We start from the raw sequence: 25,400 nt of genomic DNA on the forward strand, positions 1-25,400 counted from the left end.
TAACATTTAGGAAAAACCATGCTAAACAAATTTGACAGAGAATAAGTAGTTTTTCCTCTGTTAAGAGTAAGCCTGTTTATGAAAAATAAAACTATTTAAAAATAGAGGGCCGACATTATAAACCTGCATTAATAATGTAGAATTGTGATGGCGGCTCTTTATTCATATTGATTTAAAACGTATTTTCGAGAGGAGGTTAAGTAATGAGAGCACCATATCAAGTATTGATATTTCCTTATATAAAAACTGCCGATTCTATTCAATATGCCATTTTTAACCGAAGTGATTATGGTTATTGGCAAGGAATAGCTGGCGGCGGAGAAGACGGTGAGATTCCTATTGAATCAGCAAAACGGGAAGCGTTTGAAGAGGCTGGTATTACAAGAGAATGTCCATATATACAATTAGATTCTGTGTCTTCACTATCAGTAGAAGATGTAGTTGGAGGATTCCTTTGGGGAGAAGAGGTTTATGTAATAAAAGAATTTTCTTTTGGAGTTAAAGTCCCTACAAAAAACATATCATTATCTAAAGAACACTTCAATTATAAATGGTTATGCTTTGAGGAAGCAGTAACGTTTTTGAAATGGGATAGCAACAAAACAGCATTGTGGGAATTAAACAAAAGACTATTAAAACAATAAAAGTTTTAGCTAACAAAGATAGTAGTGGAACAAGAATTGAACCATTAACAAACCTTTGCTACACTTCTAAACAATGTTTTATAGATTTGGCATGGGTAATGAACGAAGAGAACTTGTACTAAGAAAAGCCCTATACAGTTGACTCTGAAAAAATGAAAATAATTAGAAATATTTTTATATCGTACGGTTTTTGGCTATGAATAACGGAATAAATATTAAGTATTCAACAGTTTAAATAAAACGAGTTAGCTTTTTATTTTAAGAAGAAAGATGACTCGTTTTATGCTAAAATTCGCTTAGTGTATATTTTCGTTAAAATGTGGGTGGGCCCCCTTTTAGCAAAACCGGAGTGGGAATGATGAGTATAAATAGTTTTGTGGGATTGATAAATGACGAATTATTAAAAGAGGTAAGCATCCGAAGTGAGGATGAATTCGAGCCTGTAGTAGTTAAAGATATTCCTAGACTTTGGAAGTGTTTAGGAACAGGTAATTATGCCGCAGTATTCATGCACAGAGAATACAAAGATTGGGTAGTGAAAGTTTACGTGCGAGAAGGAGAAGGAATTGAAAAAGAGTCAGAAGTATACCGAAGAATTGGAAATCATCCTTCTTATTCAAAGCTTATATATAAAGGAGAAAATTTCATAGTATTGAAACGTTTAAAAGAAATTACCTTATACGATGCTATTCATAAGGGTATTAAAATTCCTAAGCAAGTAATACTTGATATTAATGAGGCTTTAGAGTATGCGAGGGAACAAGGGTTAACTCCTTGTGATGTGCACGGGAAAAATGTGATGATGGAAAAAGGAAGGGGATATGTAGTCGATGTATCTGATTTCTTAAAAACAAAAGAAGATAGTAAGTGGAGAGACCTAGAAAAGGCATATTTCACCTTTTATTTTCCTTTCATATATAAATTACCTTTCCCGGTTAAAATACCGTATTTTATGTTAAACATTGTTAGACGTTCGTATAGAAAATATAAGAAGCTTAAAAAGAAATTCAAATTGTAAAGGACCACATACTTATCTTTAAGTTAGATAAGTGAATCAATAGTAAAATTAGTACCGTATATTTCAGATATGTCTAATATGTACGGTACTAATTTTATAACTTCATGAAGTAATCAGTAGGCTTTATTTTCTTCTTCAAACTCTTTATTCTTTTTCTCTAACTTTTCAATTATTGACTTTAATGTAAAATCAGCGGTAGTCTTTGACAAAAAAATAAAGTACTAGATTGCTGCTGGTTAACTAGACTAGCGTAATCACTTATCACTTATCATTGTTTCACATTCATTATTTTATCTTCCATATCCTTATCCCGAGTATTGGTATAAGCGACATAACTGTATTCTATTTTGCTCATTTTTAGCTCCGTGTTATGTTTAGTCTGCTCCTCTCTCTTTGACGAACATCCATAATCCAATTGCAAAGAAAAACAAAATATAGGTGATATCTATCGCTAACGACATAAGTAAGCCAACTAATTCCGATTTATATTGTGACGTGCTCCAATAGACACTTAAATCATCATGATGAATGAATAGAATGTGTGTCCATGATGTAGATAAGAGACTACCTCCAAATATCATTTGTAAAAAGTATAGCACTAAGCTACTGCCTACTGCGATAGCAGCTGATCTCGTCCACACGCCAATCAAGGATGCTAGACTTGCATATAGGCAACATTGCAATGCGATTGCTCCAATAGAATATATAACATCCGTCATGTCGCCCCATTGTATGTTTTGGGGAGCCATCAGAAGATTCGCTAACAAAGAAACAATGCATATATTAACAATACCCGTAATGATGAGCAAAATCATCGCAGCAATTTTTGCAACATACAACCGTGAGCGCGAGGACGTATGCAGGAACAGTTGTTTCAAAGTTCCATATTGATACTCATCCGTCCAAATAAGAGGTGACAAAACAATCGCCCAAGGTAGAATAACAAGCATTCCCGATAGGCCAAGCAAAGCATTTACTATTTGAGCCACCGTATCATCAGCCTTGAGATCACTGGTGTATGCCCAAGATAACAGTACCGTCATCACAATAAAACCAATGTGTGAAAGAATAAAGATTCTTTTATTCACTATCTTCAAACATTCATTCCATAACAACTTAACTCACCTCACCACGCGCAGTTGTCCATTTTAAAAACTTATCCTCTAAACTCGTATGTGTCGACAACACCCGATGAACTTCCACCCCGGCAGCACACAATGCTCGAATCAACATTGGAACTTGCCCTTCATCAATAGCTACTGTTATAGTATGCACACCGTTAGATAATTTCTCTGTCTGCATATAATCCAATGCATGATGATCTTCCCCAAACAAGTTAACCAAAACTTCGCTTGTAAGCTCAACATTATCAATGTGAAGAGTGATACAGAATTTCCCATCATTTAAGCCATCATCAATCCTTTGCTCTGTCACTAAGCAACCATTCTGCATAATAACCACTCGACGTGCCATCTGCTCAATCTCAGACAGTTGATGACTGGAAATCACAATTGCTACGCCCAAATCTGTCGCAATTCTATTTAAATAGTTCCGGGTTTCACGGACACCAGCAGGATCAAGTGCATTCATCGGCTCATCTAACACAAGCAACTTTGGCTTTCGCAGTAGTGCTTGTGCAATTCCCAAGCGTTGTTTCATTCCCATGGAATACGTGCCTACTCGCTGATCAAGCGCATGTTCTATGCCGGTTAGACTGGCTACCTCCAGCAACCAGTCCTTACTTGCATTTTTGTGCAAACGCTGATATTGTCGTAAATTTTCATACCCACTCAAATAAGGATAGAATGCAGGTGCTTCAATCACAGCCCCTACATTGAGGATTGCTTTAGAAAACTGACTTTTAATACTGTAACCTGCAATTTGCACGTCCCCGGCACTTATTGTGCTTAGACCAACTATCATCTTCATCGTGGTTGTCTTGCCCGCTCCGTTCGCACCAAGTAGTCCAATAATTTCTCCCGCTACCATATCGAACGATATGTCTTGTACAATCAACTTGCCCTTGATTTCTTTCGTTAGGTGTTGCACCGATAGTACTGTTTTCAATAGTCCCACTCCTTACAATATAAGTACAATCCCATTTCATGAATTCATTAAGAACAGCCTGTAAAGAAAAATCAGATTTGTCGCAACCGCACCTTTTGATTGATAAAATTTCGTTAAACCTTTTACTTCATTAACACTCATTTTCATATCATCTTATTTGTTTTCTTCTTATCCTTACTATAGAAAAAATTGGCGAATGAAACGAGTGATTTCCCTTACAAAATAGTTCGTTATCTTACAGTTTTGTCATTTTTCACATCATTTTGTGATACCTGGGATACTATCCACATCGTCATCAACTTAAGAAATTGATTCTTCCCCAAAACGGAAAAACGAGCCGAATTCTCATAAATAATTGTGAAAATGTAAAGTTTTCGTTAAGGGGGTGTCTTAAAATCTTAGCTTACTGGGCATATGGTGTTACCTCAAAAAATAAAAAGATTAGGAGTGAATCCTAATCTTTTTATTTATACATATTTTTGTTAGTTATATCACTATCAATTCCAAAACGGGATATTTTGAATAAATGAAACCGTCAAAATAAGTGTTGATGCGGAACCAGCAGTTACTAAAGTTACTATTTTTCGTCCATTCTGTTCTTTTGAAGGTTTTATAAGTTCTGTAATTAACAAAATCCATATTATGATAGATACTATTGAAATAATATTTATAGACATATGTAACACATCCCTTCGTGTTTTTACATAAATATTTCTGCTTTTATAAAATAAAGCAATTTAACAAGAAAATATGTAACGCATTACAAATCAATATTTTCCTGTTAAACCACCTTTTTTAAATAGAAATACGACTGATAAAACGATAACAACAGCCTTCAAACTGCCCCAATATGGATAAATAGCATGATCTGTTAGACTAGCATATTGAAAAATATTCTCTAAACCGAAAATTCCTATCATGACTGCTAAAATGAATGAAGCTGATCCATACGTCCCGTTATGATAGAGGGTAAATAAATAGACTGCGAAAATTAGTGGTAAGATGATTTGTAGTACGATTATCATAGTTCGTCCCCCATATTATTTATAATTATATTATATACAAAATTGTAATAAAAAGGAATGCGACTTATTTGATACTAACAAAACTACTCTAATCATATTCTTCTATAAAAAGAAGAAAAAGGGGTGTACAGTTAATTGACAAAAGTTAAAGTTAGTTTACGACCCATTGTTCATAATATAAATTTACCAACCGTATTGAAAACAACAATACTTCCAGGCGAATCGACCGAAAGACTATTTATCGCAACCCAATTAGGAGAGATTTTTTACATAGGGAATGGAGTTATAAAGATATTTTTAGATATTCGTCACCTAATTATTAAATTAGGTACATTTGAAGAAGGTGTTTCTAGTAGCGGTTATGATGAACGCGGATTGCTTGGACTTGCGTTCCATCCACAATTTTATCAAAATGGGTTATTTTATCTTCATTATTCAGTAGCTGGAACTCAAGGACCAGGTGCATTTTCTGAGCAATTTAAACCGAATCCTTGTGACCCTAAAACGTTAAATTTAAAGTGGGTTAATAGAAATACGCAATATGATCACATTGATACAGTAGAAGAATGGACTTTACAATCTAATGGTCAAGCTCAAAAGCGACGAACATTACTGAATGTAAGAAGACCATTTTTTAATCATAACGGAGTCAATAGTTTAAACTTTTCACCTGAGACTGGAAAACTTGTTTTTACAAATGGAGATGGCGGATCAGGTTATGATCCATTTAATTTAAGCCAAGATGATTTAGAAATAGCAGGTAAAATAATTGAAATCGATGTAAGTAAAAATACATTTATAAATAACCCTCCTGTAGTTACACGCTTTAATGAACTCCCTTTATCTATACAAGAAACACTTACAGTAATTGCAAAAGGAGTACGTAATATAACCGGCATTTCATTTCAAAGGTTTTATAATCAATATATCAAATACGCCGGAAATGTCGGACAAAATATTGTAGAGTCTATTTTTTCATTTGTTCAATATAAACCTATACCGGTTACAGAACTTGTTCAAATGCATTTTATGAGGCTCACTCCCAATCAAGATGGGTTTATCAATTTTGGTTGGAGAGGATGGGAAGGGGATTTACCTACTTCTTTTATACGGCATTGTTCCGAAAATCAGACTTTGGATGAAAGAACAATGACTTATTATGATGAAACAATACAAACTTCAGCGAGGCGTATTCTGCCTCTACTTAGTTATTTTCATCAAGATTCCAGACCCGATAAGTTTGGAGGAACTTCCCTTACAGGAGTTCAGCCATATATGGGAAATGCAATTCCAAATTTAACAGGTAGCGTAGTGTTTACTGACCTTGCTAAGAAAGAAGATTCTCGACCGCCAGTTAATGGTGTTTTAGCCTATACTAGAGCAGGTACAGACGGTAAACATGCTGACTTTCATGCTATTGAAACCAATTATGATTTTGGTACGCAAGCAGCTTATTATATGAGTTTAGGAACAAATTTGAATCAAACTAAATTATATTTAGGAGTTTACGGTTCTATGAAAGTAACAGATTTTAACAAAGGTACCATTTTTGAAATTATTCCCTGATACGATATACACTCGTAGTTTAATAATCCAAGGAATTTATTTTGTTTTAAAACGCACAATTTATCCCCCTAAAAGCCTTTTATTATATAGTAATTCATAACAAGTAGAAAGCAGCTCATAAACCACTAGTGTATGAATAATATAGAAAGTAATGAATGAGGCATCTTTAGGGGGAGATATTGATGAATTGGTTTGTACGTTATTGGTATCAACTGATGATAGAACATGATACGAGCTTTGTTCATAAAAGAAAATTGTCCCTTGCGAATAAGTTAGTACTTACAGCTTTGATGAGTACATTAGCCACCATGTTTCAAGCAGCAGGAAACCTAGTTCCTGGTATAGGTTTGCTCATTAGTCCATTTTCGACATTACCGATTTTTTTTGCTATTTTCTATTCTATTCGTGAGGGAATACTTTCTTATATTCTTACTATTTTTCTATTATTTATTATTGAGCCAAGTGAACTAATTGTCTTTCCTTTTACTACAGGCTTATTAGGTCTAGCCTTAGGAGTATCCTTTTTAAAATTAAAGAGGAGAATTTGGATTGTTTCCTTTTCAGCAACTTGTCTAATTATTGGTATTATGATTGTTCTCGATGTTTTCCGTTTTCCGGTACTTGGTCCTGCTGTTCATACAACTATGGATATAAAAATTATTTTATCAATATCTATAATGAGCTTTCTATACTGTTGGATTTATGCAGGTTTTTGCAGAATAATGATGAATAGATTATATAAAGTGTTGTATTGACAATGGCATAATGAGGATTGGAGATTGAATTCATGACTAACGTTGCAGTTAGAAGACCGAATTTGAATGATGTAGATGAACTATATTTATTTTTCCGTATCGTTATTACGAATACATACAAAAATGAAGGATTGTCACAATCATTGGATGACATAGAAAATGAAATTAACTCAAAAAAGCAGTATTTGAAAAGTGATTTTGATAGTAACGGAGAAGGTCGTTACTTTTTATTAGCAATTGATACAAGTAACGATAAAATCATTGGAACAATCGAAATCGGTCCAGCAAGTACATTGATTAATAGTTGTACAGGTGGTGTACTTAAAAATTTGTATGAAATAGGAACTGTATTCATACTTCCGGAGTATCAGAGAAAGGGAATAGGGAGTTTATTACTACATACAATGTTTCTTACATTACTTAGCAGAGGGATAACAGAATATTGTTTAGATAGTGGATATAAAAATGCGCAAAGTATATGGACGAAAAAGTTTGGAAAACCTAGCTATGTATTGAAAGATTACTGGGGAGAATCCAGCGATCATATGATTTGGAAGAAAAGTTTACATGATACACCTATAATATTTGAATTATAAAATGAAATATGCCTCTGAACATAGCTTTTCTTACTTATGTATGCTATTATTTATCTTTATAATAAAAGAGGACGTGAATGAACTTGATTAAAATTAATATTCCTGAAGCTGATGTTTCAATTACTGAACGTAAACAAGTTATTAAAGGAGACGAGCCAATTATTACTCCAATTAATGGATTTATCGATTTCCACTTGTTCCCTAGAGATAAAGGCGGCATTTTTATGTTTTACAATATTAATGACGAACTTCTTTTCGTAGGTAAAGCTCGTAAAATTAGACAACGTATTAAGAAGCATTTTGAAGATAATGTTTCACCAATTAAAAATCACCGTGATGAAGTATACCGCATTGATGCATGTATCGTAGAAGATCCAACAGAAAGAGAAATTTACGAAACATATATCATTAATGAATACAAAGCGAAATATAACGTTGATAAAGTATTCTACAAATAATCAACATTAATAAAAGCAATCCTAGCTAATATGCCAGGATTGTTTTTATTTAGATTTATTCTTCATATCTTTCTCCTTTTTCAAATGATTAGCAGCAACAAAACAGATTACACCTATAAATATAAGTACAATACCAACCGTTTTATGTTTTCCCTCAAAGAAAGGAATATCTGAAATAACATTTGTCATACATAGTCCTAAAAATACAAGGATAGGGCCCACCCAAAGTAATACATTACCGAATTTTGTGTGCTTCCACATAATAACCCTCCTTAACCCTCTTTACATATATATCCATAAATGAAAAGTAAATTCATAGAGAAATATAGTTTTTTTCATATCGAAAATTTAACCCTCATATATTGGTACAAGCAAAAGAGAAAGGAGACCATCATGAATTGGTTAGAAGCTTTCATACTAGGTATAATTCAAGGTTTAACAGAATTTTTACCAATCAGTAGTACCGGACATCTTTATTTAGGAAGGCATTTGTTCCGATTAGATGAGGCTGGCTTATTTTTAGATACGATGCTGCATATTGGGACTTTACTTGCGGTTTTTATTTATTACAAAAAAGAATTTATATATTTAATTAAAAAACCATTTTCAAAGCTCATGTTATTACTTATCGTTGGGACAATACCCGCAGTTGTAATTGGTTTATTGTTTAAAGATTTCTTTGAAGATATTTCAAAAACAGGAATCACGATCGGTTGGGAGTTTTTAGTGACCGGATTCTTTCTTTACGCGGCAGATAAACAAAAGAATGGTCGTAAAAAAATGGATGACATAACATATAAAGACGCATTAATTATCGGTTCATTTCAAGCTGCTGCTATTTTTCCAGCCATTTCTCGTTCTGGAATGACAATTGTCGCTGCATTATGGAGAAAATTAGATCGTGAAACAGCTGCTTACTTTTCTTTTTTACTTTCGACACCAGCCATTGTTGGAGCTATCATTTTGCAATTTGTAGACGTTTTTCAAGGGAAAGCAGAATCTATTTCTAGTACATCTTTAATTGTCGGAACGTTATCAGCAGCATTTTTTGGATACATAGCCGTTTCATGGATGATTCAATATTTAAAACGTCACTCTTTAAAAGTATTCGCGTATTACGTATGGGGATTAGGTATTTTAATTTTAATGTTGCAATTTACTGATGTATTTTAAGTATAATGATAAAGAAGTTAATTAGTTTAAGATCCTGTTTCATTCATACAAGGCAGGATCTCTTTTTATTAAGGGGGAAAATATGTTTAATAAGGCTATCGTTATTGGTGGAAGTATGGCAGGAAAGTTTGCAGCAAAAGCATTATCAACTTCTTTTAAAGAAGTAATCATTATAGAAGCTGGTGAAAGGTGGGATGGAAAGTCTTCGAGAAAAAGAGTTCCACAAAGTAATCATCCTCACGTGTTATTAAAAGGTGGAGAAAACGCAATTGAAGAATTGTTTCCTACTATTACGAATGAATTAATAGAAGCAGGTAGTATCGTAAATAACTTTACTCGTGATTTAAAATGGCATCAATTTGGTTTATGGAAACAGCCATTCATAGGGGAAGTACATATGATTCAACAAAGTCGTCCTTTGCTAGAATGGCATATTCAAAAACGAATACATCAAATTTCAAATATTACTATTAAATATGAAACATTGGTTAAAGGGTTATTGGTAGATGCAAAGCTTAACAAAGTGTGTGGAGTAAAAGTTAAATATTTAGAGACAGACATACAAGAAGAAGTTCATGCAGACCTTGTAGTTGATGGGAGTGGATTTGGCTCAAAAAGTATAGAGTGGTTACGAGAATACGAAATTGAAGTACAAGAAGAGAAAGTTCGTATTGATTTATTTTACGCAACGAAAATGTTCAAACTTAAAGAAAATGAGAAATTAGACTGTTGTAATATGTTAATGTCTCCGAGTTTCCCTGATAACCCTTATGGCGTTCTTATTCAAACGATAGAAGATAATCGTTATTTTGTTACTTTCAGTGGATACGCAAACGAGAAAGCACCACAAACAGATGATGAGTTTTATGATTTTGCTGAAAACCTATCAATTTCTAATGTTACAGACTTCCTAAACAAGGCTGAGGGAATTACTGATATAAAGACATACAAAATTCCTTATCAAGTACGCCGGCGATTTGATTTAGTGAATAATGTACCAGAAGGCTTATTAGTTGTTGGAGATGCGCAATGTCGTTTTGATCCCGTTTTCGGCCAAGGCGTATCAGTTGCTGCTATGGAGGCTCACCAGTTGCAATTACTTCTGCAAGGTAGAAAACAACTTGATAAAACATTTACACAACAATTTTATAAAAAGGCAGCTACTATAATAGAAACCCCATGGGATATGACAACAACGGAAATATCACGTCATCCGCAACTAAAGAGAGAATTAACTACAAAACAAAAATTTCAGCTATGGTATACGAAACAAATATATCGACTATCCGCAAGTAATTCTGATGTTTATATTCGGTTAGTACGAGTTATGAATTTAATTCGTAGTCCATTTCATCTTTTTCATCCGAAAGTGCTACTATCTGTATTACTTAATCGAAAGTAATAGCAGGAATATAATTGATTAAAAAAGAATGTATAACAGTTAGTAAATCTAGAAGGAGAATACGGGATGGAAATATACATAGAGCAACTAAAGAAACAAGATGCTAAGGATTTATTTACGTTTGAACTTACGAATAAATCTTTTTTTGAAACAATGGTACCAAATCGTGGCTCAAAATATTTTGAATTTGAATATTTCCAAAAACTACTAGACGATTTATTAATAGAACAAGCAGATGGAGATTCTTATTTTTATTTAATTCGTAATGAAGAAAAAGAAATTGTAGGGCGAATTAATTTAGTAGATATAGATACGGAAACTCGAATTAGTTCGCTCGGGTATCGGGTCGGAGAAAAATTTACTAAAAAAGGAGTTGCAACAGCAGCCGTAAAATTAATTTTAGATGTAGCGAAAAATAATGAAATTACTGAAGTTCATGCTAAAACAACGACTAATAATCTCGCATCACAAATTGTACTAGAAAAAAGCGGATTTTCTTCTTACCAAAACGAATCAGATATAACATCTGTAGAATTACATGGAGAACATGTGAAGTTTGTACACTATATTTGGAGAAATACTTCGCGCTTATAATAAGGAGGACTTATTCATGAATGATTTACGTTATCCAATTGGCCAATTTACATACAAACGTCCTATAACTGAAGAAATGATTGATACATGGATTCAAGAAATTGAAGATTTACCTAATGAACTAACAAAGGCAATTAAAGATTTAGATCAGAAGCAGTTAGATACACCATATCGCGTTGGAGGGTGGACTGTCCGTCAAGTTGTTCATCACGTTGTTGATAGCCATATGAATAGCTACATACGCTTTAAATTAGCACTGACAGAAAAGAATCCAACTATTAAGCCGTATAAAGAAGAGAAGTGGGCAGAGTTACCCGATTCAAAATTACCGGTAGATGTTTCACTAGTAATGCTAGATTCATTACATAAAAGATGGGTTAACCTTTTATATTCTCTAGAAATTGAAGATTTAGAAAAGACATTTAACCATCCTGAAACTGGTGAAACAAAACTTGCTGTTGCAATAGGACTATACGCATGGCACGGACGGCATCATACAGCTCATATAACTTCATTAAGAAAGCGACTAAATTGGTAACATGGAGATTACATTAGAGAAGGCGACAGAAAGTGATGCAACAGATTTATTTCAAATGCAAATAGACTCATTTAACCCTTTATTACATAAATATAAAGATTACGAAACAAACCCAGCAAATGAACCTATTGAAAAAACTATATTTAGAATAAATAATCCCAGCAGTAATTTTTATAAGATGATAATAGATTCGAAACTTGTTGGGGCGATATGTATATCCCAAAAAGAACTACCTTATAAATTTTGGATCAGTCCAATGTTTATTCATCCAGTCTATCAAGGGAAAGGAATTGCTCAGAAGGTACTTATTTTAATTGAAGAGATGTTTCCAGAAGCACGAAGCTTTGAACTTGCTACGATTTTAGAAGAAGAAAGAAATTGTTTTCTATACGAGAAAATGGGGTATAAAAGAACAGAAGTAATAAAGAAATTAAATGATAAAACTACACTTATTTATTACAAAAAAGAAAGGTAAAGCATATAAAATACGCTTTACCTTCTTATGTTATTTTAGATTAAATATACAAAAAAGATGTATGTTCTTCCAAAATACTCGGGTTAGTAATTTTAAAAATGAATAAAAATACAAAATCCACTACTTGGTCGTAAAGGTTACTAACGCTTTTTGAATGCTTAAAATACTATCGTCACCTTTAAATTCTTTCGTAATTGGATCCTCCATACTAGACACCCAAATTTTAAGTTCTGCATCTAAATCAAAATGCCCAGCCGTTTCGATGCTATATTGTGTAATACTTTTATAAGGAATAGAATGGTATTCTGTTTTTTTGCCAGTTACTCCTTGTTTATCTACTAAAATAAGACGACGATTTGTAAATACGATTAGATCACGAATTAATTTATAAGCATGCTCTACTTTTTCATCGTCTAGCATAATCTTCTCTAAATCACGTTCTACACTTTCAGAACTCGTATTTGATGCATTTCCTAAAATACCGCTAAATAAACCCATATTAAATTCCTCCTTTAATATATGTGGAATGAATTACTTATATTGTAACATGTTACTCACAAAGATATTATGACATTACTTTAGTAGTTTCTGGTTATTGTTGTAATTAGTTTATAAAACCTCATCTTAAAATCTTATGCTAATATGAAATTAAGAAAAAAGAAGCAGAGGGATATAGCATGAAGAATATTGGTTTAGTATTAGAGGGTGGAGGAATGAAAGGTTTATATACTGCAGGTGTACTCGAATATTTCATGGAAAAGAACTTATTCTTTCCGTATGTAGTCGGCGTATCAGCTGGAGCCTGTATGGGAGCAACCTATTTGTCACGTCAAAAAGGTAGAAATAAGAAAGTAAATACAGAGCTAGTATCAGATTACAGGTATATATCTTATCGAAACTTAATTCGAAAACGTGAATTATTCGGAATGGATTTTTTATTTGATGAAGTACCTAATAAAATTGTACCATTTGATTTTCAAACTTTCTTAAACTGTAATGAACAGTTTGTTATAGGGACGACTGATTGCGAATCAGGACAAGCCATTTATTATAATAAAGCAGAACACGGAAATGATATTTTAAAAATCATCCGTGCATCCAGCTCTGTGCCGTTTATAGCACCTGCTGTAGAATATGATAATCGAAAATTACTAGATGGAGGAATTATAGATCCTATACCAGTTTTAAAAGCTCAAACTGATGGTTATGAAAAGAACGTTGTAATTATGACAAAGCCAGAAGGATATGAGAAGCAGCGGAATAAATTTTCAGGCCTGGCTAAAATTTTATATAGAAAATATCCGAAAATCGCAGAGAATTTAGTAGACCATTATCGTTTTTATAATGAGACGATATCTTATATGAATCGAGAAGAACAAAAAGATAATTTTTATGTAATTCAACCAAGTGTACAGCTTCCTATAAGCGGAATAGAAAGAAATAAGGAAAAGCTTGTTAATCTATATAATCTTGGGTATATCGATGCTCAATATCATTATGAAAACTTATTAAATTGGATAGAGAAATAAAGGAGGAGAAAGTTGAAGTTAGGAAAACAAATTATTTTTAAGGAATTGCAGAAAATGCATAGTCCACTTCATAAACCGTTTCCTTATCGTGCTACAGCAAAATTGCAGCGAGACTTAAAAAGTAAATTTACCGAAGATGATTGTATAAACGCTGATTTTAATCATTATTGGATGCATACAGCAGCTACTTTAAATTCTATACTAAATGGAAACGAACTGAACATTACGTTTCAACAAATAAAGTGGTTAAAAAAATCGTTTTTTGAGTGGTTTCCGCAATATCGTTTTATAGAAACAGAAATTGTGAAGTATCCTATTTTGTATAGAGATTTCATGAATTATGAGAAGACCAGGAAGCTATTACTTTATTACCTTACTGAATAAAAGCGAAAACGTACAGGTTACATTACTTGTACGTTTTTTTGTTCATAAAACATTCAATATTAACAACTAGTTTATATAGGAATTCTAATGAGAAGAAAGAAGTACATATAATAGAATGCTACAGGGGAGGAGAGAGGAATAGCTGTTTTGCTTTAAGTTATTGTCCAACTCGAATACAGTTAGTTATTTATGTTAAAATATTTCGAGTGAAATCAAGCTTTTAAGGATTTCATTAAACATTAAACAAAACAAGTTAGCAACGTAGAAGGGATAACATTAACATGAAAAACGTATCAAATATAGATAAAGTAGAATCAATAAAATCTTTACAGTCAACAATTAGTAAACTTGAAAATGCCTTGTCACAGATGACTCAAAAAGGATCAAATACTACTTTAGTGAAAAAAAGACTCAAAGCAGCTAGTATCGGCTTAGCTATGTTAGAAAGTGTTTGGAAGCAAGAAACTCATCATTATACTCAGGAAGATTTAGCGGAAGCTCGTAATGTTCTAATTGGTTTGCTTCCATCAATTGAACAGATTTACGTTAAGTCAAAGCTTGGGAGTCCTCAAAGAACGCTTTTAGAAAGAAGAATAAAATCATTAGAACTTTCTATTCAGGCAATTGATTATTTTTCTAATAAATAACTTCGCTAAACAAATAACTTACGACTACTTTTATATAGGGATTCTAATGAAAAAAACTACATATAGAATACTACAAAGGAAGAAGAGAGGTGACTACAATAATCAGTCCTAAGTTAGAGAAGCTTAAAAATCAATTAAAGAATGGAAACGAAAAAGCTCTTTATACTTTTTTGCATGAAATAAAGTCAAATCACACGCCACTAATAGAACAATGCCCTGCAGATAATCAGTATAAGCTTATAACGTATATATGGTTAGGGGATCAAAACACTGAAAACGTTTATGTATTCGGTAGTTTTCCTGGTTGGGATTTGTCTGTAAATCAATTACAACGATTGTTACAGACAGATATTTGGTATGTTACGTTTAGAACAAATAAGAGTTTTATTTCAACTTATTATTTTACAGTAAATGATTTTTTCGAAAATAATTGGATAAAGCGTAGTGAACAGTATCGATTAGACCCATTTAATAAAAATACATTTGGAGAAGGTACCAATAAAGCGTCTGTGTTAAAAATAAGTATGGACATGCAGTATAGCAGTCGTTTCCCTTCAAATCATTATCCATCTGGGAGAATTGAAACATATTCTTTTCATAGTTCGATTTTAAATAACACACGTAAAATTCATATTTATACGCCTCATGATTATTCTCACACTCCACATCCTCAAGAACTTCTCATTGTATTTGATGGGAATTCATTCAGAGCCTTTCAATTGAAAAAACACTTAATTATTTAATTTACGAAAAAGAAATCCCATCGTGTATTGCTGTTGCTATAGATCCTGTCGATCGATTAGAAGAGCTAACTTATAACGATAAAATGAATACATTTTTAACGAAAGAATTACTTCCGTGGATTCAGGCTAAGTATCGTGTGCATCAAAAAGCGAAACATACAACAATTGCAGGTTTCAGTCTTGGTGGCTTAGCAGCTTTTTATGCAGCACTTCAAAATCCGCATATTTTCGGGAATGTGTTGTCAATGTCTGGATCCGTACATTGGAAAAAGGATAATTATGAAAATACAATTCCTTGGATTGAAAATCAAATTTCATCAATAAATTCTAATGCGACTCATCTACATTCTTACATAGCAGTAGGCGAACTCGAAAACGAACCTCTTTTAACGGCTAATAGACGGCTATATAAAGCTTTAGAAGCAAAGAAATACCAAACCACTTACGAAGAGTTTCAAGGTGGACATGATAGCGTATGGTGGCGAGAAAAGCTATTCGATGGATTAAGGGCATTAGAAATTACAAAAACGACATTAGAAAATAAAAAGGAGAGAGAATCTATGAATCAAGAAGAACTAGATAAAAAACTAAAAAAACAAGAGATTTTAGTAAAAGATGAGAAAGTTTGGTCTTATACGTATGAGGATCATATTAGTTCTATCGTTAAACAAGCAGAACAGAAAGGAGCTTTTGATCATTTACCTGGTAAAGGGAAACCTCTTAATCTTGATAAAGATCTTTCGTACAATCCTGAAAAGCAACTTTATAGAACTTTAGCAAATAATCACGTTTTACCTAGGTGGATTGAGCTTTCAAAAGAAATTGATGATTTAAAAGAAAAGCTAAAAGAAAATACAAATACTGCAGAAGTAGCGGATTTAATTCGAACTATTAATAAAAAGGTATTAGAACATAATCTACTTTGTCCACCAAGCGCGCAAAAAATGAGGGTGAAAATGGATTTTTAACGATTTTCAATTAAGCTATCGCTTACTATATAATTAAGTTAGGTATTTTCAATTCATTACTAAAAGGAGGCAAATATAGTGAAGAATACGTATCAACTTCAAATTCCGAAAGAACTAGAACAGTATCGTAGTATTTTAGAAGAAAGTGTGAAACCGTATGTTAAAGTGTCTGGAACATTAGCAGAGACAACGCTTTTTGAAAGTAAGTTTGGTGGATATCCGTATTTACCTATAGATCAAGAGCATCCTAAAGACTCAAACGGACAACCTATGATGCTACTTGCGCAGTTAAACCTTGAAGAAATACCAAACATTGAACATATGCCTCAACATGGAATGTTACAGTTTTTCATAAGTGCTGAAGAAGATCTTTTTGGAGCAGATTTTGATCATCCCACAAGCCAAAAAGACTTTCGAATTGTTTATCATTCTACAATCACAGCGGATTTAACTAAGGTGATTACTGATTTTAGTTATTTAAACACTTTAGATTTAGAGAATTTTATCATACCCAAAGCAGCAAAACTAATGTTTGAGTTGGCATATCAACCAGTAACACCAAGAGATTATCGATTTGAAATGATTTTTAATGATAACATTGATTGGGAAGAAATTGTTGATGAAGAAAATAATACAGAATTAGGCGAACTGTATGATGATTTATGTAAGGATCAAGGACATAAAATTGGTGGTTATCCATTTTTCACACAGACAGATCCAAGGGAATGGGAAGAAAAATACCAGCAACATGACATATTATTGATGCAAATCGATACAGACGATTCATTAAATATTATGTGGGGCGATTCTGGGGTTGCTAATTTCTTTATACGTAAGGAAGATTTGTTAAATCTAGATTTTTCCAATGTCATTTACAATTGGGATTGTTACTAGAAGATATAAATAAAATAATAGCAAACAAAAAATCTTCCTGAAGGTGAGGAGGATTTTTATGTTAAAAATAAGCGTTATGTTAACTAGAATAAAAACAATGAGTGTAATGAAAGTCAAGCCTAAATAACAGAAATAACAACAAATAATGTAAAGTTGTAAAACATGTGCAAATAGCAATTAATTCATTAAGTAAAACATAAAATAAAATTATTAATTTATATTTTGTATAGAAATAATTTTTCTGTATAAAAATTTCTTGCCAATCAAAAATGTTTTTAATTCGTTAAATCTTAAGCGATTATTGATTAAGATTTGCTGTGATGAATTTATAACAAATAAAAACGATAAAAACTGAAGAAGTTTGTTTAGATAAGATTTAATGTAAATCTCACCAAAAATCTCTGTTTCGTCTCATTAAGTATAGTTTACTTGGGTTTTGATACCTGGTATTGCTTTGTTTCTATAACTGCCTATAATATATATTATGTTAACTAACTTTAAATAATAAACTTATTATAGGTAAGTTAGTTTTTGTGATTAGCCTCCTCGTTCTTTTTAATCATTCTGTGTGATGGATTGTTTAGTTATTTGTTTTATAAGTTGTTGATGAAAATGTCTCCAGATATAAATTATATTTAAGACAATAAAAATGCAATTCGTTTTAACTGAACACATTAAACGAATTGCATTGATATGATTCATAATAAGTTTTAAAATTAGTTTGCTACAGCAATTGCTTCGATTTCAATTAAAAAGTTATCGTTAATTAACTTTCTAACTTCTACAGCTGAACTTGCTGGTGGATTTTTAGTATCAATGTATTGATCTCGTATATCTCTAACAGTGGCCATTTGAGAAATATCTGTTAGGAAAAATGTTAATTTTACTACATCATTAAATCTTAATTCCGAAGTTTCTAATGCACTTTTAATATTTTCGAAAACTTGTCGCGTTTGTGTAGCTAAATCACCAATGCCAACTATTTGACCATCAGTGTTAATCGCTACTTGTCCAGATATGTAAATTGTTCGTTTAGCGTTACTAACTTCCACTACATGTGAATATCCAGAAGTTGGTGGCATCGTTTCTGGATTGATAAATTTCTTTTGCAAGGTGTCTCTCTCCTTTTTTATCAAGACAATTGTAAAATCTATGTATTTACTATATTCAATCAATAAAATTAAGAATCCTTTATGATTTAAAAATAAAACCTTAGAATAGGTATGAAGATACCTATTCTAAGGTTTTAGATTTTATATTTAGTTATCGCTAGTGGACATTGTTAAATTAATCTTTTCATAATCTCTTTTAAATTGATTATCATTTTTAGCCAACGTTTGAAAGCCGATTCGCTTATTTCTAAATTTGAACAAGTTATAGCATTACATTTATTTTTCATATATTCTTCAAGGAAACTTTGTTTTCTTTGCTTAACAGCAGTTTGAGTTTGTTTTAATTTTCGATCTTGTAATTGATCTAAACTCAGACTTTCTTTCTGAAACACTTCATATTTTCTATGCAAATAAATATCTTTGTCTTTATAAATCCAATTTGAAAATAGTTGTATTGATTTTCTTCCAGATAAAATAACACGATAATGTTTGTTTTGATTTAGTAAATCGGCTCGTAAATTGCGATTTTGAAGAATTTGATGTAAAGAATTCATAAAGTTATATGATCCACCTACGAAATTAACTGTATAAGTTTCATACTTGACGTAACCATCCCCATCAAAATATCCACGAACAAAATGATGTAAATATTCTTCTGGTACTAAAGGAAATTCAATGTTAAAAGATTTACATGGCATGATTCCGTGAATATTCATTAGATCGTCTTTTATTACTTTACTATTAATGTTTAGCATATATACGCCTGTTTTTTTGTTTTGATAAAGTGGCTGGTTTGTTTTTAGTTCTTTTTTTATATCTTCTAAAATATAACTTTCTTTTTGAGATATACTGACACATTGATTTTCTTTCTGTATAACACCATCTGCTGCTATAAACCCTAAAATATAAGCCATATTGTTTGACCACGTTTTAAAATAATCTTCTGTTATGTCATACTTTCTCTTCCAACTCCCTATAGCGCGTCTTGGTACGTTATTGTCTGATAAAACCATACGAATATACCTTGCAGACACATTAGCAAGCATGGCGATTTCTGAGGTGCTCTTCCCTTCTGCATACAAATGAATGATTTCCGATTTTGATAGTTTACATTTTGAGTTCTTTTTTCTCTCTATTTGCACTTACGTCCTCTCCTTCCTTTCTTTTATTAGAGACATATTTTCTTCTATAACATACAACGAAACGTATGTTCTTTGTTGCGTATAAGAAGGAATTTACTAAATAAAAACAATTTACATGTACTTAATATTTGTTTTAGCTGCCACTGTGCAATTTGTACTTTATAGATACAAATAATGAATTTGACGAATTTATGAAATACAAGGCAATTTAGATGAAAGGTAAAATAATATAGTTTAAACTACAAATAGCTACAATAACAACATACGTAAATTGTTAATCGTAAAAAGGAGAACGAATGAATAAGAAATATACAAATCAAATTCATACTGATATGAGTTTTAAACCGAAAGATATTATAAGTTTAATGACGGATTACTTTAAAATAAAATCAAAGCTGCGTCCTATAAAGGATTTGCCTATCGTTTTATCAAATAAAGATAATGAATCGTTAGAGAGTGTTACATGGTTTGGCCATTCTGCTTCTCTTTTGAAAATAGAAGGTAAAAAACTATTATTAGACCCTATGTTTGGAGATGCCTCTTCCCCATTTCCTTTGTTTAATAGTAAACGCTATAGTGGTACTTTTTCTTTAGAACGTGATGACCTTCAAGAAATTGATGCGATTATCATTTCTCATAATCACTATGATCATTTGAATTACAAAAGTATTATGCAGTTAAAAGATCGCGCAAAGCACTTTTATGTTCCAACTGGAGTTGCACAATATCTTATTAAATGGGGTGTTTCGCCTAGTAAAATTAGTGAACATAATTGGTGGGACGAAATTACGTTTGATAACATTAAGTTAGTATGTGCGCCTGCAAGGCATTTCTCGGGACGTGGTATGACAGATAGAGATCGTTCATTATGGTGTTCATGGCTTATTCTTGGTAAAGAGACTAAAATTTTCTTTAGTGGTGATAGCGGTTATGCCCCTCACTTTAAGGAAATTGGTGATAAATACGGTCCATTCGATCTTACATTAATGGAATGCGGGCAATATGATCCGAGGTGGTCTGCTATTCATATGTTGCCTGAAGAAACGGTACAAGCTCATATTGATGTTAAAGGAGAATTACTTCTTCCGATTCATTGGGGGGCCTTTACGTTAGCATTACACGAATGGAGTGACCCGATAGAACGTATTACGAAAGAAGCTAACCGTTTAGGAGTTAAAATTACAACGCCTCAAATTGGTGAATCTATTACGTTAAAATCTACAAATTATCCTTCATCCGCTTGGTGGAAGGAAATTTAATTTTAAAATATAAAAAGAGCGAATCCTCTTATAAAGAATTCGCTCTTTTTTCTGTATTTAAACTTATTTCACAATATTGGATTTCCCACTATCTAAAACTCTATTTGCTGGTACACTGGACATTTCAATCACTGTATTCATACTTTTATCAGTTAGTTCAATGAGTTCGTTTTCATGTTTTATTTTATTTAAATCCCACACCATCCCATGAAATTCATTATACTGACCACTTACTTTTATAATGCTTTTTGTTTTATTTGAAGGCTGTATTTGAAGATTTGTAAATTGATTCCCACTAATTTCATTTGGCGTAGTTACTTGACTATCCATATAAATCATATTCACACAGTCTTCTAAAGAAAAGTTCATAAAACGATTGGCATTTATCCAAGCTTGTCCGGTGCTCGGTTTTTTTGCTACTAATTTTAGTCCGGTTTCCATTCCTACAATTTTAATGTTTTCGAAGTTAACAAACGAAATTTCATTTTCTTTTCCAGCGGAGTATAAAGAAATTCCGGTACCTTTATTCGTTTCCGTCCAATTGATAATATTTATATCTTTTATTTGTGTTTTGTTCCAAGTGTTATAATATTTATTTTTACCGTCTAAATAAATAACTTCAGAGCTAAATTTAGGATCGTCAATAGCTATATACGCTCCTTCAATGGATGCGTTGTTCTCCAGTTCTAGAACTCTAAAGTTTCCCTCAACTACAAATTGGGATCCATAACCAAATAATAATTTCACACCTTTTTTAACAATGATTGGTGACGTAATTTTATACTTCTTATCATCAAGTAATACCGTTTTAATTTTACTAGATTCTGCTTTATTAATAGCAGATTGTATTTTTATTGAATCATTTTCCCTTTAAAGTTTTCTACATACAAGTTAGTACTTTTAGCTGCATAGTCTTTTTATTGTATTGATAAAAGCAAAAGTAATTAAAGCTATACCAATGAGTAAAACAATTATTTTCTTCATCATACTCACCCCATATCGATTAATCTATGGCTTTTATATTGAGGTTATTATTATTTTGCTTTGTATTTCAGATTATCATTGCTGCTTTGTCTATGATTGAATTATATTATGTAGGATTTAGTAAACTGTTTGCTTTACTAATACATCATTCTTATAATGTATTGATTTATGATTTCATAAATCAAAAGTCTGCTTGTACATAATGTAATTCCTTCCTCTATCCCTAATAAGCTCTTACTGGTGAAATAAGATGTACTGCTGCAGATTGTTCTCCTGCTTCAATCAATATCGGTCTCATAGAACCGCCAAAGCTTAAAGTAATCGTTTCTTCTTTTATTGCTCGTAAAGCATCAACCATAAAACGCCCATCGAAAGATATATTTAATTGTTTTTCACCTTGAATCGCATCTATTTGTTGCGTTTCGGATATTTTCCCAATTTGAGAAGCGTTTGAAGAAATTTTAATTGTGGATTCGTTTATGATTTCTAAGTTAACATTGTTATTGGCCCATTCACTTGCTAATAAACTTGATCGGTCTACACCTTGTAATATCTTTTTTCTATCTACGTTAATAATCGTTTTAAAATCATTTGGAATAAGGTTAGAAATATTAGGATATTTCCCTTCAATTAGTCTTGAATATAATGTAGTTGTTCCAAACGTAAATATAATATGACTCTCCGAAAAGTAGATATATACGAATTCCGAATTGCTGTTCATTAATTTTAGAAGTTCATTAATGGTTGCGCTTGGTACAATACAATTTGCTTTTACATCTGAGGAAAGTAGCGTTTCACGTATCGCTAGTCTATGTGAGTCAGTTGCAGCACAAATTAACTTATTATTAGATAACTCTATATGCACCCCAGTAAGAACAGGTCTAGATTCATTTTTTGCTACCGCAAAAACTGTTTGTTTAAATACTTCAATCAATTGCTCTGTCTCTACTTTAATTTCTGCATGATTGTCTATAAGTGGTACATTCGGAAACTCATCTGCAGGAAATCCATTTAAACTTAATGTGATTTCTTCTGATTGTATCTTAATAATTTGCTCATTCTTACTTTTTATTGCTATATCACTTGGCATTTTCTTTATTATTTCAATGAAATACTTTGCAGGTACAACAATAGTTCCTGCCTTTAAAATAGTTGCAATCTTTTCGTCTTCAATTAAAACAGGAATGAATTTTTCAATAAAAATATTCGAGTTACTTGCAATTAAAGTAATTCCAGATTGATCTGCAGTTATTTTTATACCAGATAATATAGGAATTAAAAATTTTGTTGATATTGCTTTGTTGACTTCTGAAAGTGCTTGAGTGAATTGTTTGTGATTAACGATAAACTCCATGTTTTCCCCGCCTTACATGAGATAATATTTTTATGAAGATTGATGAACGATTGTTCCGTTAAAAAAATAAGGTACTGTTTCTTTCTTTTGTAATAAATCTAGTAAATGTTCTGGTATGCGTAAATATGGAGCTGCTATATGTAATTCCATCCAAGTAATCTCTTCAATTTCTTTTGGCCTTGATATATATGTCTCTCCGCCAATTATTTCACCTAGAAAATTAAAGAAAATTGCATGATGATCTCTTTCCTCGAAAAAGGCTTCGCTGATAGAACAAATCCCTTTTACGTTTATATGTAACCCTGTTTCTTCTTTTACTTCTCGAATTACTGCTTCTTCCAATGTTTCTCCTAATTTAACTGCGCCACCTGGTAATGTATAATAAGAACCATTTTCCCCTTTGTTTTTTACCATTAAAATCTTTTCATTAGTTTTATCGTACAAAATCGCGTATGTAACATTAACTTTTTCATATGTACCTCCTCTATTTTTAATAAAAGGAATTTTCTGTCTTCTATTCATTCTACCATTAACTCCTTTTAATATATATAAGTTAGTTAAGTCTTGCCTTTACCACTATTGGTGGAGTTAATAAGAATAGGCTACTGATATAAAAAGAACGTACCTTAGGAAGATTATCCAAAGTACGTTCTTGCAGTTTTAGAATAAAAATTGATTCAATTAATACTGAAATTAATAATAACCTCGCCCTTATTGCATGTGTATTCCAAATACTAATGTTAACAAATTCTATATACTTTTTAGCCGTTTTTCTAAATAATAATGATTATGTCCTTTCGGATGATCTTCACTTACTCCGATTACTTTATATCCATGCTTCTTATAAAAATCAGGCGCCTGAAAACTAAAAGTATCTAAATTAATTAACCTACACCCTTTTTCAATTGCAAATTCTTCAATAAGTTTTATTAACTTGGTTCCATAACCTTCGTGTCTATATTCTTCAGAAACCCACAGGAAATCAACATGTACGTGGTGCCAAAATGTAATTGCAGTTATTCCACCTACAATTTTTCCCTTTTCATTTCTCACTATAAAACTAATTTTTTCTGAAGGCTTTTTCTCTTCATCTGAAATATGTTTTTGGTTATATTCAATTACTTTTTCTCTTATGTAATCACTATCTTCTTGGACCCATTGTTTTACTATTTTCATTTTAATTATCACGCTCCTTTTACGATAGCTATTCAACTTCATAATGCTAATGTCCTGTCTAAATAATAGTCGTAGATCACTAATACAATTGTTTCATTTCACTAAAATAAAAAAGCCCTACTACATTTCATCTGTAATAAGACTTATATACGTTGTGTAGAATCTAATTAATCTCAATGAATATAATTGCTCAAAAAATATTAAAATTGTTCAATTCTTTTTATGAAAACTTCCGTTATTTCAACACCTTAGGAGAATAGTCCAATTGTACCACTACGAAAAAGAATGAACATTCCTAAACCAATTAGAACAATTGGAACAATAATATGACAGTTTTCCTCAAGTACTTTAGCTAGTATAGGAGCTTTTATCAATTTGTAGCTAATAAAACACCATATCGCTATCATGGAAAAAAAGATAACTAATGTAACGATATTTGTTTCAAGAGTTTGACTAGCAAACATTGGTATATAAATCGAAATATTGTCAGCTCCATTAGCTAATGTAATTGAAGCTACTTTAAATAATGAAACAGTAACGTTATCGATAACTTCATTACTTTTATAAGAACGAAGTGACAATAGTCCTTTAACCCCCATATAAATTGGCACGAATCCTAATAATCCAATCCACGAAACAGGAATGAAAAAAGAGCTTAAAGACCCAATGATACTTAGAAAAATAATCATACTAAATCCTAAATATTGTCCAATAACAATATAAAGTTTTTTTCTCGTAGCTTTTTCGCGGACAGCTCTTCCTTCTTTCCTAATTACTTCTGTTCTTACTTGTGAAAATAAAACAAGTAGTATAAAAATGTCATCAATATTTGTTGTAGCGAATGCCACAACAGAAGAAATTATGGTTGTAATCAATAAAAGCCAACTACTTTCATTG

Annotated in this window: 27 protein-coding genes and 3 pseudogenes; 17 read left to right on the forward strand and 13 right to left on the reverse strand. The window is 31.9% G+C overall.

Features of this window, described 5'->3' with window-relative positions; translation table 11 throughout:
- Positions 1-203: 203 nt before the first annotated feature.
- Entirely contained in the window at positions 204-644 is a 441-nt protein-coding gene (locus tag IQ781_RS02475; protein ID WP_001202588.1) for an NUDIX hydrolase, read from the forward strand.
- Between the two features lie 358 nt (positions 645-1,002).
- Positions 1,003-1,662 carry a protein kinase family protein gene (locus IQ781_RS02480; protein ID WP_000026539.1) on the forward strand — a complete coding sequence of 220 codons (660 nt, stop codon included), beginning with the start codon at positions 1,003-1,005 and terminating at the stop codon, positions 1,660-1,662.
- Between the two features lie 374 nt (positions 1,663-2,036).
- On the opposite strand, the gene IQ781_RS02485 is transcribed toward IQ781_RS02480, so the two are convergent.
- The 4 genes from IQ781_RS02485 to IQ781_RS02500 all read right to left on the reverse strand — a co-directional run bounded on the left by IQ781_RS02485 (position 2,037) and on the right by IQ781_RS02500 (position 4,754).
- Positions 2,037-2,777: an ABC transporter permease gene (locus IQ781_RS02485; RefSeq protein WP_000964516.1), complete on the reverse strand. Its 741-nt coding sequence runs from the start codon at positions 2,775-2,777 to the stop codon at positions 2,037-2,039.
- A 1-nt stretch (position 2,778) separates the two neighbouring features.
- Complete coding sequence (locus IQ781_RS02490) at positions 2,779-3,729, reverse strand: ABC transporter ATP-binding protein (RefSeq protein ID WP_000859759.1); 951 nt, start codon at positions 3,727-3,729, stop codon at positions 2,779-2,781.
- Positions 3,730-4,226: 497 nt separating this feature from the next.
- On the reverse strand, positions 4,227-4,406 hold the full coding sequence (locus IQ781_RS02495) for a hypothetical protein (RefSeq protein ID WP_000026314.1): 180 nt from the start codon (positions 4,404-4,406) through the stop codon (positions 4,227-4,229).
- A gap of 90 nt (positions 4,407-4,496) precedes the next feature.
- Complete coding sequence (locus IQ781_RS02500; protein WP_000587696.1) at positions 4,497-4,754, reverse strand: hypothetical protein; 258 nt, start codon at positions 4,752-4,754, stop codon at positions 4,497-4,499.
- A gap of 135 nt (positions 4,755-4,889) precedes the next feature.
- On the opposite strand from IQ781_RS02500, the gene IQ781_RS02505 reads away from it, so the two are divergent.
- The 4 genes from IQ781_RS02505 (at position 4,890) to IQ781_RS02520 (ending at position 8,129) form a co-directional block, all read left to right on the forward strand.
- Positions 4,890-6,320 (forward strand): PQQ-dependent sugar dehydrogenase, encoded by a 1,431-nt coding sequence (locus IQ781_RS02505; protein WP_072770056.1) that lies wholly within the window; start codon positions 4,890-4,892, stop codon positions 6,318-6,320.
- A gap of 182 nt (positions 6,321-6,502) precedes the next feature.
- Positions 6,503-7,075, forward strand: coding sequence for a YybS family protein (locus IQ781_RS02510; protein WP_001103998.1), 573 nt, complete (start codon positions 6,503-6,505; stop codon positions 7,073-7,075).
- A 32-nt stretch (positions 7,076-7,107) separates the two neighbouring features.
- A complete protein-coding gene (locus tag IQ781_RS02515) occupies positions 7,108-7,671 on the forward strand; it encodes a GNAT family N-acetyltransferase (protein ID WP_000185966.1) in 564 nt (187 codons plus the stop codon).
- 77 nt (positions 7,672-7,748) lie between these two features.
- Positions 7,749-8,129, forward strand: coding sequence for a nucleotide excision repair endonuclease (locus IQ781_RS02520; RefSeq protein WP_001048941.1), 381 nt, complete (start codon positions 7,749-7,751; stop codon positions 8,127-8,129).
- Between the two features lie 45 nt (positions 8,130-8,174).
- Here IQ781_RS02520 and IQ781_RS02525 read toward each other — a convergent pair whose 3' ends face one another.
- Positions 8,175-8,390: a hypothetical protein gene (locus IQ781_RS02525; RefSeq protein ID WP_242784810.1), complete on the reverse strand. Its 216-nt coding sequence runs from the start codon at positions 8,388-8,390 to the stop codon at positions 8,175-8,177.
- 132 nt (positions 8,391-8,522) lie between these two features.
- Between IQ781_RS02525 and IQ781_RS02530 the strand changes: the two genes are divergently transcribed.
- From IQ781_RS02530 to IQ781_RS02550, 5 genes are all read left to right on the forward strand, one after another.
- Positions 8,523-9,302: an undecaprenyl-diphosphate phosphatase gene (locus IQ781_RS02530; RefSeq protein ID WP_139846767.1), complete on the forward strand. Its 780-nt coding sequence runs from the start codon at positions 8,523-8,525 to the stop codon at positions 9,300-9,302.
- Between the two features lie 82 nt (positions 9,303-9,384).
- On the forward strand, positions 9,385-10,704 hold the full coding sequence (locus IQ781_RS02535; RefSeq protein ID WP_139846768.1) for an FAD-dependent monooxygenase family protein: 1,320 nt from the start codon (positions 9,385-9,387) through the stop codon (positions 10,702-10,704).
- 66 nt (positions 10,705-10,770) lie between these two features.
- Positions 10,771-11,298 (forward strand): GNAT family N-acetyltransferase, encoded by a 528-nt coding sequence (locus tag IQ781_RS02540; protein WP_000409241.1) that lies wholly within the window; start codon positions 10,771-10,773, stop codon positions 11,296-11,298.
- A gap of 16 nt (positions 11,299-11,314) precedes the next feature.
- Positions 11,315-11,836, forward strand: a complete 522-nt coding sequence (locus IQ781_RS02545; RefSeq protein WP_000999070.1) for a YfiT family bacillithiol transferase — start codon at positions 11,315-11,317, stop codon at positions 11,834-11,836.
- 1 nt (position 11,837) lies between these two features.
- Positions 11,838-12,311 carry a GNAT family N-acetyltransferase gene (locus IQ781_RS02550; RefSeq protein WP_000406647.1) on the forward strand — a complete coding sequence of 158 codons (474 nt, stop codon included), beginning with the start codon at positions 11,838-11,840 and terminating at the stop codon, positions 12,309-12,311.
- A gap of 120 nt (positions 12,312-12,431) precedes the next feature.
- Here the strand turns inward: IQ781_RS02550 and IQ781_RS02555 are convergent, their stop codons facing one another.
- The gene (locus IQ781_RS02555) at positions 12,432-12,809 is read right to left on the reverse strand and encodes a PH domain-containing protein (RefSeq protein WP_000522472.1); all 378 of its coding nucleotides are present in this window, start codon (positions 12,807-12,809) and stop codon (positions 12,432-12,434) included.
- Positions 12,810-12,988: 179 nt separating this feature from the next.
- Between IQ781_RS02555 and IQ781_RS02560 the strand changes: the two genes are divergently transcribed.
- The 5 genes and pseudogenes from IQ781_RS02560 (at position 12,989) to IQ781_RS02585 (ending at position 17,476) form a co-directional block, all read left to right on the forward strand.
- Complete coding sequence (locus IQ781_RS02560) at positions 12,989-13,840, forward strand: patatin-like phospholipase family protein (protein WP_103622021.1); 852 nt, start codon at positions 12,989-12,991, stop codon at positions 13,838-13,840.
- A 12-nt stretch (positions 13,841-13,852) separates the two neighbouring features.
- A complete protein-coding gene (locus tag IQ781_RS02565; protein ID WP_063220379.1) occupies positions 13,853-14,224 on the forward strand; it encodes a YxiJ-like family protein in 372 nt (123 codons plus the stop codon).
- A gap of 281 nt (positions 14,225-14,505) precedes the next feature.
- The gene (locus tag IQ781_RS02570) at positions 14,506-14,871 is read left to right on the forward strand and encodes a hypothetical protein (protein ID WP_065382398.1); all 366 of its coding nucleotides are present in this window, start codon (positions 14,506-14,508) and stop codon (positions 14,869-14,871) included.
- An 89-nt stretch (positions 14,872-14,960) separates the two neighbouring features.
- Positions 14,961-16,582: pseudogene (locus IQ781_RS28265) on the forward strand (DnaJ family domain-containing protein).
- Positions 16,583-16,660: 78 nt separating this feature from the next.
- On the forward strand, positions 16,661-17,476 hold the full coding sequence (locus IQ781_RS02585) for a YwqG family protein (protein WP_139846769.1): 816 nt from the start codon (positions 16,661-16,663) through the stop codon (positions 17,474-17,476).
- A 716-nt stretch (positions 17,477-18,192) separates the two neighbouring features.
- Here the strand turns inward: IQ781_RS02585 and IQ781_RS02590 are convergent.
- Both IQ781_RS02590 and IQ781_RS02595 read right to left on the reverse strand, forming a co-directional pair.
- On the reverse strand, positions 18,193-18,588 hold the full coding sequence (locus tag IQ781_RS02590; RefSeq protein WP_001169716.1) for a RidA family protein: 396 nt from the start codon (positions 18,586-18,588) through the stop codon (positions 18,193-18,195).
- A gap of 147 nt (positions 18,589-18,735) precedes the next feature.
- Positions 18,736-19,730, reverse strand: a pseudogene (locus tag IQ781_RS02595) (LAGLIDADG family homing endonuclease).
- A gap of 296 nt (positions 19,731-20,026) precedes the next feature.
- Between IQ781_RS02595 and IQ781_RS02600 the strand changes: the two are divergent.
- Positions 20,027-20,989 carry an MBL fold metallo-hydrolase gene (locus tag IQ781_RS02600; RefSeq protein WP_139846771.1) on the forward strand — a complete coding sequence of 321 codons (963 nt, stop codon included), beginning with the start codon at positions 20,027-20,029 and terminating at the stop codon, positions 20,987-20,989.
- 63 nt (positions 20,990-21,052) lie between these two features.
- Here IQ781_RS02600 and IQ781_RS02605 read toward each other — a convergent pair.
- From IQ781_RS02605 to IQ781_RS02625, 5 genes and pseudogenes are all read right to left on the reverse strand, one after another.
- A pseudogene (locus IQ781_RS02605) lies at positions 21,053-21,973 on the reverse strand (hypothetical protein).
- Positions 21,974-22,196: 223 nt separating this feature from the next.
- Positions 22,197-23,327: a DNA polymerase III subunit beta gene (gene dnaN, locus IQ781_RS02610; RefSeq protein WP_000394467.1), complete on the reverse strand. Its 1,131-nt coding sequence runs from the start codon at positions 23,325-23,327 to the stop codon at positions 22,197-22,199.
- 30 nt (positions 23,328-23,357) lie between these two features.
- A complete protein-coding gene (locus IQ781_RS02615; protein ID WP_282093701.1) occupies positions 23,358-23,849 on the reverse strand; it encodes an NUDIX hydrolase in 492 nt (163 codons plus the stop codon).
- Between the two features lie 228 nt (positions 23,850-24,077).
- Positions 24,078-24,503, reverse strand: a complete 426-nt coding sequence (locus IQ781_RS02620) for a GNAT family N-acetyltransferase (protein ID WP_000706723.1) — start codon at positions 24,501-24,503, stop codon at positions 24,078-24,080.
- Between the two features lie 248 nt (positions 24,504-24,751).
- On the reverse strand, positions 24,752-25,378 hold the full coding sequence (locus IQ781_RS02625) for a cadmium resistance transporter (RefSeq protein ID WP_000633409.1): 627 nt from the start codon (positions 25,376-25,378) through the stop codon (positions 24,752-24,754).
- Between the last annotated feature and the right edge of the window lie 22 nt (positions 25,379-25,400).

It is taken from the genome of Bacillus sp. N447-1 (assembly GCF_022701035.1).
GTDB classification, from domain to species: Bacteria; Bacillota; Bacilli; order Bacillales; family Bacillaceae_G; genus Bacillus_A; species Bacillus_A cereus.

What these genes read in the sequence shown, in the direction of transcription:
- IQ781_RS02520 (WP_001048941.1), top strand. Translation starts at nt 7,749, where the DNA reads ATGAACTTGATTAAAATTAATATTCCTGAAGCTGATGTTTCAATTACT.
- IQ781_RS02535 (WP_139846768.1), top strand. Translation starts at nt 9,385, where the DNA reads ATGTTTAATAAGGCTATCGTTATTGGTGGAAGTATGGCAGGAAAGTTT.
- IQ781_RS02530 (WP_139846767.1), top strand. Translation starts at nt 8,523, where the DNA reads ATGAATTGGTTAGAAGCTTTCATACTAGGTATAATTCAAGGTTTAACA.
- IQ781_RS02600 (WP_139846771.1), top strand. Translation starts at nt 20,027, where the DNA reads ATGAATAAGAAATATACAAATCAAATTCATACTGATATGAGTTTTAAA.
- IQ781_RS02550 (WP_000406647.1), top strand. Translation starts at nt 11,838, where the DNA reads ATGGAGATTACATTAGAGAAGGCGACAGAAAGTGATGCAACAGATTTA.
- IQ781_RS02515 (WP_000185966.1), top strand. Translation starts at nt 7,108, where the DNA reads ATGACTAACGTTGCAGTTAGAAGACCGAATTTGAATGATGTAGATGAA.
- IQ781_RS02480 (WP_000026539.1), top strand. Translation starts at nt 1,003, where the DNA reads ATGAGTATAAATAGTTTTGTGGGATTGATAAATGACGAATTATTAAAA.
- IQ781_RS02475 (WP_001202588.1), top strand. Translation starts at nt 204, where the DNA reads ATGAGAGCACCATATCAAGTATTGATATTTCCTTATATAAAAACTGCC.
- IQ781_RS02615 (WP_282093701.1), bottom strand. Translation starts at nt 23,849, where the DNA reads ATGAATAGAAGACAGAAAATTCCTTTTATTAAAAATAGAGGAGGTACA.
- IQ781_RS02620 (WP_000706723.1), bottom strand. Translation starts at nt 24,503, where the DNA reads ATGAAAATAGTAAAACAATGGGTCCAAGAAGATAGTGATTACATAAGA.
- IQ781_RS02560 (WP_103622021.1), top strand. Translation starts at nt 12,989, where the DNA reads ATGAAGAATATTGGTTTAGTATTAGAGGGTGGAGGAATGAAAGGTTTA.
- IQ781_RS02545 (WP_000999070.1), top strand. Translation starts at nt 11,315, where the DNA reads ATGAATGATTTACGTTATCCAATTGGCCAATTTACATACAAACGTCCT.
- IQ781_RS02495 (WP_000026314.1), bottom strand. Translation starts at nt 4,406, where the DNA reads ATGTCTATAAATATTATTTCAATAGTATCTATCATAATATGGATTTTG.
- IQ781_RS02540 (WP_000409241.1), top strand. Translation starts at nt 10,771, where the DNA reads ATGGAAATATACATAGAGCAACTAAAGAAACAAGATGCTAAGGATTTA.
- dnaN (WP_000394467.1), bottom strand. Translation starts at nt 23,327, where the DNA reads ATGGAGTTTATCGTTAATCACAAACAATTCACTCAAGCACTTTCAGAA.
- IQ781_RS02500 (WP_000587696.1), bottom strand. Translation starts at nt 4,754, where the DNA reads ATGATAATCGTACTACAAATCATCTTACCACTAATTTTCGCAGTCTAT.
- IQ781_RS02555 (WP_000522472.1), bottom strand. Translation starts at nt 12,809, where the DNA reads ATGGGTTTATTTAGCGGTATTTTAGGAAATGCATCAAATACGAGTTCT.
- IQ781_RS02510 (WP_001103998.1), top strand. Translation starts at nt 6,503, where the DNA reads ATGAATTGGTTTGTACGTTATTGGTATCAACTGATGATAGAACATGAT.
- IQ781_RS02525 (WP_242784810.1), bottom strand. Translation starts at nt 8,390, where the DNA reads ATGTGGAAGCACACAAAATTCGGTAATGTATTACTTTGGGTGGGCCCT.
- IQ781_RS02570 (WP_065382398.1), top strand. Translation starts at nt 14,506, where the DNA reads ATGAAAAACGTATCAAATATAGATAAAGTAGAATCAATAAAATCTTTA.